The sequence below is a fragment of the Bacillus sp. CDB3 genome (assembly GCF_002081505.1).
GTDB classification, from domain to species: domain Bacteria; phylum Bacillota; class Bacilli; order Bacillales; family Bacillaceae_G; genus Bacillus_A; species Bacillus_A cereus_AT.
This window is the reverse complement of record NZ_ALBR01000042.1, coordinates 22,196-35,080: the sequence shown is the minus strand read 5'-3', so window position 1 is coordinate 35,080 and position 12,885 is coordinate 22,196. Positions and strand designations below refer to the sequence as shown.

Here is a 12,885-nt window from a genome sequence, read left to right as displayed (position 1 = left end):
AAATGCCTACTAAACTAACAAGACAGGTTGAGACTTTATCAAAATGTGTATGCTGAAGGTTTTTAAATTGATAACATTAAAAAACAAAGAGGACTGGAATGGTCTTATCCCTGTCAAGTAGACAATGTTAAAAAGACTAAGCAGCCATCGAGATTCGATATTCTATCGGCGCTCGATGGTTGAGTCGTTTTTGGAACCGTTTATAGTTATAAAAGTAAATATATTCTTCAATTGCTTGTATTAAATCTTCTTCTGTTTTAAAATGATTCAAATACAACATCTCCGATTTAAAATGGGAGAAAAATGACTCGATACAAGCGTTATCATGGCAGTTTCCTTTGCGAGAGTGGCTACCAATGATACCTAAATCGGAAAGTCGTTTATTGTAGGCATGAGATGTGTACTGGAATCCCTGATCTGAATGGAGAATGGTTCCACGCACATCTCTTTTTTGTGCCACCATTTCAATTGTATCTAATACAAGTTCATTATCATTCCGCTTGGATATTTTCCAAGAAACAACTTCGTTATTATAAATATCTTGGACAACAGAAAGATACCGAAATCCCTCTTGGAATCGTAGGTAAGTAATATCTGTAACAAGTGCCTCATTTTGTTGGCGATCTTTAAATTCACGGTTTAAAACATTCGGAAAAACATTGGAATAGTTCCCTTTAAAGAAGCGACGCTTCTTTCGAATAATAGATTGAATATTGAGCTCACTCATTAAGCGATATACTTTTTTGTGATTTATAAAATATCCCTCTTCCTGTAAAGCGATTTTCATACGTGGATAACCATATTCTTTGTGCTTTACGTGAATAGATCGCATTACCTTTTTTAGTCGTTTCTCGGATTTTAGTCGTATGTTTTCCATACCTTTGGTATGAATCCACTTATAGTAACTGGAACGATGTACACCCGCAAATTTCGTAAGCCATATAACTGGATACTTTGTCTTTAATGATTCAATGATATGATATCTCTCTTTATGTTTTAGTACGCCTCCATTTATAGATTTGGATACTGCTTTTTTAAATATTCAACCTGCGCTTTATAGTAGTCACGTTCCTCTTCAATCGTCTTAAAATAAACACGTTTTCCTTTTAGAGGGTTTGGTATACCTTTCATTCCCCCATTTTTCCCGCGAGTATCTGTAATCTCACCACATTCTTTATATTTTTTGACCCAATTTTTAAGCTGGGTAGAACTTCTAATCTGATATCTTTCCTTTATCATATTGTAACTTCCTTCACCGTTTAAATAACTTTGAACAGCTGATAACTTTAATTCTTCTGAATAGGTATTAAATGTTGAACCTTTTTTAGTCATGAAAAATCCCCTCCAAGTAATAGTGTAACATCCATGTATGTTCATGGTCTTTTTACACTGTCTACCTAAAGGGGATAATATCAAATACAGTCCTTTTTGTTTTTTATCGAAGCATCATGCTTGTGAAAATTTTTTAATAAAAGGGCATGTCTATAAGTTGAAATGGCCGATTCTTTTTCTATTAAGGTTACATTAGCGTTAATATCAAAAGTAAGTACAAACTTTCCTAAGGTAATATATAACAGGAAGACATACGAAGCCATTCAAGGTTCCAATGTTATGGTGATCCGAACTCGATATTTGTGTTATCGTTATGGAAAACAGATTAATACAAGTTAAGGTAATAAAGTAGTAAGGAAATAGTTATGGATTTTGGTGCTGAAAATAATTAGAGAAATAATTCTATATGTTAAATTAATGAAAACCTTTTAGGAGAAACTATGAAAAAAATATTAATAGAATCATATTTATTATTGGTACATTAGCGGGTATTAGTATATTTTTATATTTGCAGAACAATTTAATAAGTGTAAGTGAAATTAAAATAACATCTAGTAAAATCCCCTCCTCTTTTAAAGGCTTTAAAATTCTCCAGCTTTCAGACTTACATAATAAAATGTTTGGTGATAATCAAGACGTGTTAATTAAAAAAGTAAAAAGTATTCAACCGGACATTATTACTATAACGGGTGATTTAATAGATAGTAAATCATACGATGCAGAAGTTAGTTTGCAAGTAGTACGAGAGCTTGTAAAGGAGTATCCGGTATATTTTGTGACAGGGAATCATGAAAAGTGGTCAGGGCAATATAACAGTTTAGAGACAGAATTGAAGAAGCATCATGTCACTGTTTTAAGAAATGAACATATAAACATTCAAAAAGACGGACAGGAAATATATTTGTTAGGTATAGATGATCCTGAGTTTACTAGTGGAAATCATAATGAAGGATCTATAGTGAAAAATGAGATTGCTAAAGCGAAAAATGAAGTAAATCCAGATGGATATAAGGTACTACTTTCTCATAGACCTGAATTTTTAAATGTGTATACTGAGGAAAAAATAGATTTAGTTTTATCTGGGCATGCCCATGGCGGACAAGTAAGACTACCATTTATAGGTGGGTTGGTTGCTCCTAATCAAGGTATATTACCTAAATATACAGCGGGTTTATATGAAAAACAAAGTACATCAATGATAGTTAGTAGAGGATTAGGTAATAGTACCATTCCGCAAAGAATCTTTAATAGACCCGAGATTGTAGTCGTGCAGTTAAATTAATCTGTACGGCTTTTTTGTTCAGGGGAATAATTTAAAGCTAATTTTTCTTCAGTACAAGTTTCCATTACAATTTTGTTAAATTTTCTCCTCGCTACATAAAGTAACAAAATTTGACTCAATAAGTTGTTATAGTTTAAATAATCAAAAATTAAGAGTGTCGAATTGAAATGGTCAATATTAGACGTAATTAAAATATAAAGGGGTGTACAAATGCATAAAGAATTTGAAATTGAGGAATATACGGCGATTGAGGAACAAATTCATTATTATTGTAAGTCTTTATTAGTAAGTCATCCTGAACAAATTGTAAAGTATTTAGAAAAAAGATTAGAAAAGTATGCAGAAACTTTACAGTATGCACATTTATATCCGGAAACAGTTATTTTGCCAATACAGCAAATAGTTATCGAATATTCATTAGATGTTGCTAGAATTAGAAAGTATTTAAATTTAAAAACATAAACAAAATCGAATGATTTACAATGAAACAGAGTCGACTTTCAGAAAAAGTATTCTAATGTCGACTCTGTTTCATTGTTTTAGTTATTAACAGAAAAAATATTTATTAGTAAAGTTTGACATATAATAACTCAAGAGTAAAATAAAAGTGAGTACTCACTCATTTTATAGAAAAGGGGGATTTAGAGTGCAACAAAGTTCAATTATTTTACGAGATGTATCAAAAAGTTTTGGGAAAAAAGAAGTTTTGTATAACCTTTCATTGCAAGTAGAAAAGGCAGAAATTTTTGGATTGGTCGGACCTTCCGGATCAGGGAAAACAACACTCATTAAAATGATTGCAGGTATTAATGAATCAACTACAGGAGATGTAATTGTTTTTAATACAAACATGCCTAATTTAAATGGCATGAAAAGAATTGGTTATATGGCTCAGGCTGATGCATTATACGAAGAACTATCGGCATATGAAAATGCAGATTTTATTGCAACAATGTATGGATTAAAAGGTAAGCGTAAGAAAGAGAGAATTGTAGAAGTTTTTGAACTTGTACAATTAACTGAGCATATGAAAATGCAAGTACAGCAATTTTCAGGTGGAATGAAAAAACGTCTATCACTGGCGATAGCACTCCTTCATGAACCAGAAATATTGATTTTAGATGAGCCAACAGTTGGGATAGATCCTATTCTTCGAAAGTCGATTTGGGAGAAGTTTTATGATCTTAAAAAGAAAGGGACAACTATTATTGTAACAACGCACATTATGGATGAAGCAGAGTTTTGCGAACGTCTAGGGCTAATTAGAGAAGGGAAGTTAGTTGCGATTGGTACACCTGAGGAATTAAAAAAACAAACATCATCTGGACGAATTGAAGATGTCTTTATGTTAGAAGGAGTGATTGAATCATGAGAGTTAATGGTGTAGTCATCCGAATCATCCGTCAATTTTTTCGAGATAAACGTTCTTTAGCAATGATGTTTGGGGCACCAATGTTATTACTTTGGTTATTGTCTCTCGTGTTTACACAAAAAGATTATATACCACATATCGCTGTTGTGGATGTGCCGGCTCCAATAGTGAAGGCGATGAAGAATCAAGAAGCATCAATTTATGAATATGAAAAAGAAAAGGCATATTCTGAATTAGAAAAGCAAAAGGTGGATGCAGTGATCTATTTAGAGAATGGAAAAATGAATCTTCTATTAGAAGGCAGTGATTCATCAAAAAATCGTGCTGTACTGCAAGTATTGCAAAAGAGCACAGAGAAGAATGATGTATCGATTATGAAACCTGAAGTGGAGTATTTACATGGTTCTAAAGACTTTACGATGTTTGATGGGCTTGGGCCAGTATTAATCGGTTTTTTTACATTTTTCTTTGTATTCATATTGTCAGGAGTATCTTTCGTAAGAGAACGTTTAAGTGGCACTTTAGAAAGGCTATTATCCACTCCGGTAAGAAGATGGGAAATAGTTGTAGGATATATTATTGGTTTTGGAATTTTTGCATTTATACAATCTATTATTATCGTAAGTTTTTCAGTTTATATTTTAGACCTTTATGTAGCTGGCTCTATATGGCTAACGCTACTTACTACATGTATGCTATCTTTAACTGCACTAACATTAGGGACATTTTTATCGGCATACGCAAATAATGAATTTCAAATGATTCAGTTTATACCGCTTGTAATTGTACCTCAAGTCTTCTTTTCTGGATTGTTTCCAATGGAATCCATGAATAAGTGGTTACAAATGTTAGGGAAATTATTCCCACTCACATATGGTGCTGACGCAATGAGACAAATAATGATTCGGAATCAAGGGTTTACAGAAATTGCTTTAGATCTTACTGTTTTACTTCTTTTTTCACTATTATTTGCAGTAGGAAATGTATTTGCTTTAAAAAAACATCGCAAAATATAATGAAGATAAAAAGGAGCATTATAAATGAAGAAGGATTGGCTGGAAGAATTAGTTGCCGCAACGAATACTGATAAACGTAATGAACGTCAAATGCGTATATTAGAGGCAGCTGTTGATATGTTTGGAGAAAAAGGATACGCCTCAACTTCAACGAGTGAAATTGCAAAGCGTGCGGGTGTAGCGGAAGGAACAATCTTCCGCTACTATAAGACGAAAAAAGATTTATTGTTTGCAGTTGTGATGCCGACCTTAACAAAGTTCGCTGCGCCATTTTTCATACAAGCTTTTGCCAAGGAAATATTTAAAACAAATTATGAATCGTATGAAGGTCTTTTAAGAGTAGTAATTCATAATAGGTTTGAATTTGCCAAAAAGCATTTTCCAATGATAAAAATACTAATTCAAGAAGTACCATTTCAGCCGGAACTAAAAAGTGAAATACAACAATTAGTAGAAACAGAACTGCTTTCACATTTTAAAAAGTTAATTGTAAAGTTTCAAGAAGAACGGGAAATTATTGAAATGCCACCATCTTCCGTATTACGTCTTACTTTATCAGCTGTACTAGGATTTCTCTTAACGAGGTTTTTATTATTGCCTGAAGAGAAATGGGATGATGAAGTGGAAATTGAAAATACGATTCAATTTATATTGTATGGACTTACGCCACGGAGGTAATGTGATGCATCAATTTGCTAAACCGACAATTGTTGTAAGTAAATGTTTAGAATTAGATGCCTGTCGCTATAGTGGAGAGATTATTTAAGATATAAGAATTCGAAGCTTGCAGCCATTTGTTACATTTATCCCTTGTTTGTCCTGAAGTAGAGATTGGTTTAGGCGTCCCTCGTGAAACGATACGAATTGTAGAAGAAAACGGTTTGAATAAACTTGTGCAACCGTCGACATGAGAAGATGTAACTGAAAACATGGAGCAATTTTCAAATGCGTTTTTACAAACATTATTTGAAGTTGACGGTTTTATTTTGAAGAATCGTTCGCCAAGTTATGGCACTTTTTATGTGGAAATTTATTCTAGTTTTGAAAAAGGACCAGTAAAAGGAAAAGGAACTGGATAATTAGGCGGAGCAGTAATAAAAAAATTTTCACATCTTCTAATTGAAGAAGAAGGTAGATTGTCGAATTTTATTATAAGAGAGTATTTCTTTTACAATCGCGCATTACAAAATGATTAAATATACTAAAAACATAAAAGAACTTGTAGCGTTTCAATTAGATTATTAGTATATATTTATGGTATAAAATCAGGAGAAACAAAAAGAATTAGGGCGTATTATTGCAAATTTTTAAAAATGAAATGGTTGAAGTTGTATTTGACAACTATGAGAAGACTTTAAATGAATTATTTATGCGCGCGCCCCGCTATTCATCAAATGTAAATGTATGTGAGCACATTTTCGGATATTTTAAAACAACTCTAAAAAACAAGAAAAACTCATTTTTTAGAGTTGCTATAGAGGTATTTTGAAAAGAAAATCCCTCTTAGTAGTTTACTTGTAATTTTAAAAACATGGGCTATTCGATTTGATGAAAAGTATTTATGAAGACAAACATATTTCGAACCATACGCTGAAGCATTAGTAAAAATTTCTGATTTGGGAAAAGGTAGAGATTATTAAACAATATAATACATAATTCGACAAGAAAATTCCTATGTTGTTGTAGAACAATGTAGGAATTTTTTTGTGCATTGGTACAGAATCTGTTTTAAAATTAAGTTATGACAGAATTATAGCAATTGTCTAACTAATATTCATGTCTTTTAAGAAGTAATGTTTGTAGTAGTAACTCGCACGCTGTCGAAACTCAATATTCGATAAGGGGTGTGTAGCGTAATGGAATTTACTCTAACTCGCGAAAAACAAATGATTAAAGAAATGGTACGTGACTTTGCTGAAAAGGAAATCGCACCGAAAGCTGTATATTATGACAAAACTGCGGAATTTCCATATGAAACATTTCAAAAAATGGGCGAACTAGGATTATTAGGCATCCCATTCCCGGAAGAGTATGGAGGTTCAGGTGGCGATACTGTATCGTACGCACTAGCAGTTGAAGAAATTGGTCGTGCTTGTGGTGGTACTGGTTTAAGCTATGCTGCAACAATTTCATTAGGTGCTTCTCCAATTTATTATTTCGGTACAGAAGAACAAAAACAAAAGTATTTAGTTCCAATGGCGTCAGGTAAAACATTAGGTGCTTTCGGATTAACAGAGCCGAACGCTGGATCTGATGCAGGTGGCACTCAAACGAAAGCTATTTTAGATGGCGATGAATATGTAATTAGTGGCGAAAAGTGTTGGATTACAAATGCAGAGTACGCAAATACAATTATTGTAACCGCTATCAACGGTTTTGAAGAGAATGGTAAAAAACGTATTTCTGCATTCATTGTACCGACTACAAGTGAAGGATTAACAATCTCAAGTCCTTACGATAAGATGGGTGTTCGTGCTTCTAATACTTGTGAAATCGTACTTGATGGTGTACGTGTACCGAAAGAAAATATTCTTGGTGATGTTAATAAAGGATTTAAACAATTCTTATATACACTTGATGGAGGACGTATTTCAATTGCGGCATTAGCAGTAGGTATTGCACAATCTGCATTTGAACGTGCTCTGCAATATGCGAAAGAACGTCAACAATTTGGAAAAACGATTTCTAATTTCCAAGCGATTCAATTTAAATTAGCTGATATGGCGACTGAAGTGGAATTAGCGCGTAATTTAGTACATAAAGCAGCTTGGTTAAAAGATAATGATAAACCTTTCGGTAAAGAAGCGGCTATGGCAAAATTGTTTGCATCTGAAGCAGCAAGTCGTATAGCGAATCATGCAGTACAAATTCATGGTGGATATGGCTATATGCGTGAATATGAAGTTGAACGACATATTCGTGATGCAAAACTGTTAGAAATTGGTGAAGGTACTTCTGAAATTCAACGTCTCGTAATTGCAAGACATTTAGGATGTAGATAAAAAGGAGGAATCACTATGTTTCAAAAAATATTAATTGCAAATCGCGGGGAAATCGCAGTCCGCATTATAAAAACTTGTCAAAAACTTGGCATTCGCACTGTTGCTATTTATTCTGAGGCTGATGAAAATGCCCTTCATGTAAAAATGGCAAATGAATCTTACTTAGTAGGCGGCCCGCGTGTCCAAGAAAGCTATTTAAACCTTGAAAAAATTATAGAAATAGCTAAGAAGTCAAAAGCTGAAGCAATCCATCCAGGATACGGATTATTATCAGAGAATCCATCTTTTCCGATTCGCTGTAAAGAAGAAGGAATTGTATTTATCGGTCCTTCAGAAGAAATCATTACTAAGATGGGAAGTAAAATTGAATCACGTTTAGCGATGCAAGCAGCAGATGTACCAGTAGTTCCGGGTATTACTACAAATATTGAAACTGCTGAAGAGGCAATTGAAATTGCAAAACAAATTGGTTATCCATTAATGCTTAAGGCATCCGCGGGCGGCGGAGGCATTGGAATGCAGTTGATGGAAACTGAGCAAACGCTCACCAAAGCATTTGAAAGTAATAAGACAAGAGCGCAAAACTTCTTTGGTAACGGAGAAATGTATTTAGAGCGATATATTGCAGATGCACATCATATTGAAATTCAGCTTTTAGCAGATTCACATGGTAATACAGTGTATTTATGGGAACGCGAATGTTCAGTACAGCGCCGAAATCAAAAAGTGATTGAAGAAGCGCCTTCACCATTTTTAGATGAAGGTACACGAAAAGCGATGGGAGAAGTTGCTGTACAAGCTGCTAAAGCTCTTGGTTATACGAATGCTGGGACAGTTGAGTTTCTTGTAGATGATCAAAAAAACTTTTATTTCTTAGAAATGAATACGAGATTACAAGTAGAACATCCAGTTACCGAAGAAATTACTGGGTTAGACCTAGTGGAACAACAACTACTTATTGCATATGGTGAGAAGCTATCATTTACACAAGATGATGTAAAACGTAGTGGTCATGCCATCGAGGCTCGTATTTATGCAGAAGATCCGAAAACTTTCTTCCCATCACCTGGGAAGATTACAGATCTATCTTTACCGACAAATGTACGTATTGATCACTTTTTGGAGAATCAAGTAACGATTACACCGTTCTATGATCCAATGATTGCGAAAGTAATCGCTCATGGTGAAACTCGAGAAGAAGCGATATCAAAATTACAGGATGCGCTACAAGAGTTAAAAGTAGAAGGTATTAAAACGAATACACCAATGTTACTACAAGTATTGGAAGACGATGTGTTCAAAAGTGGTATTTATACAACGGGTTTTGTAACGAAACAACTTGTTAAAAAATAAGAGTTATGAATATTAAGGGGGAAAAAATGATGACGAAAGTATATGCATCGATGGCAGGAAATGTTTGGAAAATTGTTGTAGGAGTAGGAGATACAGTAGAGGAAGAGCAGGATGTCGTCATTTTGGAATCTATGAAAATGGAAATTCCAATCGTTTCAGAAGAAGCCGGAACTGTTATGAAAATCAACGTGCAAGAAGGCGACTTTGTAAACGAAGGAGATGTATTACTAGAAATTGAATAGGGAGATATAGGGGGAAGCGAATTGAAACTACCTAATTTTGCTGTCATTAAAGAAGTCGGGCCACGTGATGGTTTACAGAATGAAAAAAAGATTGTTGGCACAAAAGATAAAGTAAAATGGATTCAACTACTTACAGAAGCAGGATTATCGTACGTTGAAGTTTCCTCATTCGTTCACCCTAAATGGGTTCCTGCATTAGCAGATGCAAGTGATGTATTTTCTGAGCTAAAAAGGGATCCAAATGTTACATATGCAGCGCTTGTTCCAAATCAAAGTGGTTTGGAACGAGCTTTTTTGCAAAATGTAGATGAGGTGAATGTTTTTTTATCAGCAAGTGAATCTCATAATAAAAGTAATATTAATAAATCAATTAAAGAAGCATTAGCTGTAATTGAAGATATAACAAAACAGGCAACATTTGAAGGGAAAAAGGTAAGAGGTTATGTTTCTACTGTATTTGGATGTCCTTATGAAGGAGATATAAGTATTGAAGCGGTTGACGAAATATGTAATCAACTATTTTCATACGGTATTTATGAAATCTCTCTTGGTGACACGATTGGTGTAGCGAATCCATTACAAGTAGATCAAGTATTAGAATATTTATTAAAGAAGTATGATGCTTCACAGTTTGCCATGCATTTTCATAATACGTATGGAATGGCACTGGCAAATGTAGTTAAGTCTTTAGAACACGGTATTACAACGTTTGATAGTTCTTGTGGTGGGCTCGGAGGATGTCCTTATGCACCAGGAGCATCAGGTAATGTTGCTACTGATGACTTAGTTCATATGCTCCATAAGTTAGGTGTCCAAACGAATATTGATGAAGAGAAGTTATTAAGAGCTAGTCAATTTATTCAAAGTAAATTAAATATCCAATTACCGAGTCATGTGTATAGAGCGCTTCAACATAAAACGATAAGTAGGTGAGAAGATGCTACAATTACAAAACATTTCAGTTGATTATGTAACACCTCACGTTGTAAAGATTTCGTTAAATCGTGAAAGACAAGCAAACTCATTATCTTTAGCGTTATTAGAAGAGTTACAAAACATATTAACTCAAATAAGTGAAGAGTCAAATACTCGTGTAGTAATTCTAACAGGTGCTGGTGAAAAAGCATTTTGTGCTGGTGCTGATTTAAAAGAACGCGCTGGCATGAGTGAAGAACAAGTTCGCCATGCTGTGGGTATGATTCGTTCTACTATGGAGATGGTGGAACAATTACCACAACCAGTTATTGCTGCTATTAATGGAATCGCACTAGGTGGAGGTACTGAATTAAGCTTAGCTTGTGACTTTAGAATTGCTTCTGACACTGCAAGTCTAGGTCTTACTGAAACTTCTCTTGCAATTATACCTGGAGCAGGTGGTACGCAGCGTTTACCAAGATTAATTGGAGTCGGTAGAGCGAAAGAATTAATTTATACAGGAAGACGTATTTCGGCGCAAGAAGCGAAAGAATATGGTTTAGTAGAGTTCGTAGTACCAGCTGATTTACTAGAAGAGAAAGCAATTGAAATTGCAGATCGAATTGCTAATAATGGTCCAATTGCTGTTCGATTAGCAAAAGAAGCAATTTCAAATGGTATTCAAGTAGATTTACATACCGGATTACAAATGGAAAAACAGGCGTATGAGGGCGTAATCCATACGAAAGATAGATTAGAAGGATTACAGGCATTCAAGGAAAAACGCAAACCAATGTATAAGGGGGAGTAAATATGTTAGATCAAAAACAACAATCTAATTCATTTGAAGAACGAGTTGAAACAATTAAGCAAGGCGGGGCACCGAAATATCATGAACAAAACAAAGCAAAAGGAAAACTCTTTGTTCGAGATCGTTTAGCTCTTTTATTTGATAATGGTGAATATGTGGAAGATGCACTATTTGCAAATTGTGAACAAACAGGATTACCAGCTGATGGAGTTGTAACTGCGACTGGTAAAATACATGGTCGTACTGCATGCGTAATGGCAAATGATTCGACTGTAAAGGCCGGGTCATGGGGAGCACGTACAGTTGAAAAGATTTTACGTATTCAAGAAACGGCTGAAAAATTACGTGTGCCATTGTTTTATTTAGTTGACTCTGCTGGGGCACGTATTACCGATCAAGTAGAAATGTTCCCTGGACGCCGCGGTGCAGGAAGAATCTTTTATAATCAAGTGAAATTATCAGGTAAAGTTCCGCAAATTTGTTTATTATTTGGACCTTCAGCAGCTGGTGGCGCATATATTCCAGCATTTTGTGATGTTGTTATGATGGTTGAAGGAAATGCTTCTATGTATTTAGGGTCTCCGCGTATGGCTGAAATGGTTATCGGTGAGAAGGTAACTTTAGAAGAAATGGGCGGAGCACGTATGCATTGCTCAGTATCAGGATGCGGAGATGTTTTATGTAAAACAGAAGAAGATGCAATTACGCAAGCAAGACAATATATTTCTTATTTTCCAAGTAACTATTTAGAAAAGACTCCTTTGATTACACCTCAAGAACCGAAACAGTTCGATAAAACGTTAGAAGAAATCATTCCAGAAAACCAAAATGCTCCTTTCAATATGAAAGATCTCATTAACAGAGTAATTGATGAAGGTTCTTTCTTTGAAGTGAAAAAATTATTTGCCCAAGAACTAATTACAGGTTTAGCTCGTATTGACGGTAAGCCAATTGGCATTATTGCAAATCAGCCGCGTATGAAGGGCGGCGTTTTATTCCATGATTCAGCTGATAAAGCAGCGAAGTTTATTAATTTATGCGATGCATATCATATCCCACTATTATTCCTTGCGGATGTACCTGGATTTATGATTGGTACGAAAGTAGAACGTGCTGGTATTATTCGTCACGGTGCAAAAATGATCTCTGCAATGAGTGAAGCAACTGTACCGAAAATTTCTATCGTTGTTCGTAAAGCATACGGTGCTGGTTTATATGCAATGGCAGGTCCAGCATTTGAACCAGATTGCTGCTTAGCATTACCGACAGCTTCTATTGCAGTAATGGGTCCAGAGGCGGCGGTCAATGCTGTATATGCAAATAAGATTGCAGCTTTACCAGAAGAAGAGCGTGCAAGCTTCATTGCTGAAAAACGTGAAGAGTATAAGAAAGATATTGATATTTATCATTTAGCATCTGAGATGGTGATTGATGGTATTGTTCATCCAAACAATTTACGTGAAGAGTTAAAAGGACGATTCGAAATGTATATGAGTAAATATCAAGTATTCACGGATCGTAAACATCCTGTATATCCAGTTTAAAAGCCCTATTTAGGGC

At 34.7% G+C, this 12,885-nt stretch carries 12 protein-coding genes and 1 pseudogene; 12 read left to right on the top strand and 1 reads right to left on the bottom strand.

The features are described from left to right. Positions 1–136: 136 nt before the first annotated feature. Positions 137–1,332, bottom strand: a protein-coding gene (locus CDB3_RS11760) for an IS3 family transposase (RefSeq protein WP_372708537.1) whose coding sequence is annotated in 2 segments (ribosomal slippage) — positions 137–1,038 and positions 1,038–1,332 — 1,197 coding nt in all. Because the reading frame shifts where the segments join, the coding sequence is not laid out codon by codon here. A gap of 451 nt (positions 1,333–1,783) precedes the next feature. On the opposite strand from CDB3_RS11760, the gene CDB3_RS11755 reads away from it, so the two are divergent. From CDB3_RS11755 to CDB3_RS11700, 12 genes and pseudogenes are all read left to right on the top strand, one after another. Then, entirely contained in the window at positions 1,784–2,614 is an 831-nt protein-coding gene (locus CDB3_RS11755; RefSeq protein WP_128854611.1) for a metallophosphoesterase, read from the top strand. 210 nt (positions 2,615–2,824) lie between these two features. Continuing rightward, on the top strand, positions 2,825–3,076 hold the full coding sequence (locus CDB3_RS11750; RefSeq protein WP_071745955.1) for a hypothetical protein: 252 nt from the start codon (positions 2,825–2,827) through the stop codon (positions 3,074–3,076). 184 nt (positions 3,077–3,260) lie between these two features. Then, positions 3,261–3,986, top strand: coding sequence for an ABC transporter ATP-binding protein (locus CDB3_RS11745; RefSeq protein WP_128854610.1), 726 nt, complete (start codon positions 3,261–3,263; stop codon positions 3,984–3,986). Beyond that, positions 3,983–5,002, top strand: a complete 1,020-nt coding sequence (locus CDB3_RS11740) for an ABC transporter permease (protein ID WP_128854609.1) — start codon at positions 3,983–3,985, stop codon at positions 5,000–5,002. The genes CDB3_RS11745 and CDB3_RS11740 overlap by 4 nt, the downstream gene beginning before the upstream one ends. Before the next feature lie 24 nt (positions 5,003–5,026). Further along, a complete protein-coding gene (locus CDB3_RS11735) occupies positions 5,027–5,680 on the top strand; it encodes a TetR/AcrR family transcriptional regulator (RefSeq protein ID WP_097829187.1) in 654 nt (217 codons plus the stop codon). Between the two features lie 91 nt (positions 5,681–5,771). Then, positions 5,772–6,642: pseudogene (locus CDB3_RS11730) on the top strand (YbgA family protein). Between the two features lie 216 nt (positions 6,643–6,858). Further along, complete coding sequence (locus CDB3_RS11725) at positions 6,859–8,004, top strand: acyl-CoA dehydrogenase (RefSeq protein WP_128854608.1); 1,146 nt, start codon at positions 6,859–6,861, stop codon at positions 8,002–8,004. A gap of 15 nt (positions 8,005–8,019) precedes the next feature. Beyond that, the gene (locus tag CDB3_RS11720; protein WP_128854607.1) at positions 8,020–9,357 is read left to right on the top strand and encodes an acetyl-CoA carboxylase biotin carboxylase subunit; all 1,338 of its coding nucleotides are present in this window, start codon (positions 8,020–8,022) and stop codon (positions 9,355–9,357) included. Between the two features lie 26 nt (positions 9,358–9,383). Next, positions 9,384–9,599 (top strand): acetyl-CoA carboxylase biotin carboxyl carrier protein subunit, encoded by a 216-nt coding sequence (locus CDB3_RS11715; RefSeq protein WP_001985297.1) that lies wholly within the window; start codon positions 9,384–9,386, stop codon positions 9,597–9,599. 21 nt (positions 9,600–9,620) lie between these two features. Next, positions 9,621–10,532, top strand: a complete 912-nt coding sequence (gene mvaB, locus CDB3_RS11710; protein WP_128854606.1) for a hydroxymethylglutaryl-CoA lyase — start codon at positions 9,621–9,623, stop codon at positions 10,530–10,532. Between the two features lie 4 nt (positions 10,533–10,536). Further along, complete coding sequence (locus CDB3_RS11705) at positions 10,537–11,325, top strand: enoyl-CoA hydratase (RefSeq protein WP_097829190.1); 789 nt, start codon at positions 10,537–10,539, stop codon at positions 11,323–11,325. A 2-nt stretch (positions 11,326–11,327) separates the two neighbouring features. Further along, the gene (locus tag CDB3_RS11700) at positions 11,328–12,869 is read left to right on the top strand and encodes an acyl-CoA carboxylase subunit beta (protein ID WP_128854605.1); all 1,542 of its coding nucleotides are present in this window, start codon (positions 11,328–11,330) and stop codon (positions 12,867–12,869) included. Positions 12,870–12,885: the final 16 nt, after the last annotated feature.

What these genes read in the sequence shown, in the direction of transcription:
- CDB3_RS11750 (WP_071745955.1), top strand. Translation starts at nt 2,825, where the DNA reads ATGCATAAAGAATTTGAAATTGAGGAATATACGGCGATTGAGGAACAA.
- CDB3_RS11740 (WP_128854609.1), top strand. Translation starts at nt 3,983, where the DNA reads ATGAGAGTTAATGGTGTAGTCATCCGAATCATCCGTCAATTTTTTCGA.
- CDB3_RS11735 (WP_097829187.1), top strand. Translation starts at nt 5,027, where the DNA reads ATGAAGAAGGATTGGCTGGAAGAATTAGTTGCCGCAACGAATACTGAT.
- CDB3_RS11725 (WP_128854608.1), top strand. Translation starts at nt 6,859, where the DNA reads ATGGAATTTACTCTAACTCGCGAAAAACAAATGATTAAAGAAATGGTA.
- CDB3_RS11720 (WP_128854607.1), top strand. Translation starts at nt 8,020, where the DNA reads ATGTTTCAAAAAATATTAATTGCAAATCGCGGGGAAATCGCAGTCCGC.
- CDB3_RS11715 (WP_001985297.1), top strand. Translation starts at nt 9,384, where the DNA reads ATGATGACGAAAGTATATGCATCGATGGCAGGAAATGTTTGGAAAATT.
- CDB3_RS11705 (WP_097829190.1), top strand. Translation starts at nt 10,537, where the DNA reads ATGCTACAATTACAAAACATTTCAGTTGATTATGTAACACCTCACGTT.
- CDB3_RS11700 (WP_128854605.1), top strand. Translation starts at nt 11,328, where the DNA reads ATGTTAGATCAAAAACAACAATCTAATTCATTTGAAGAACGAGTTGAA.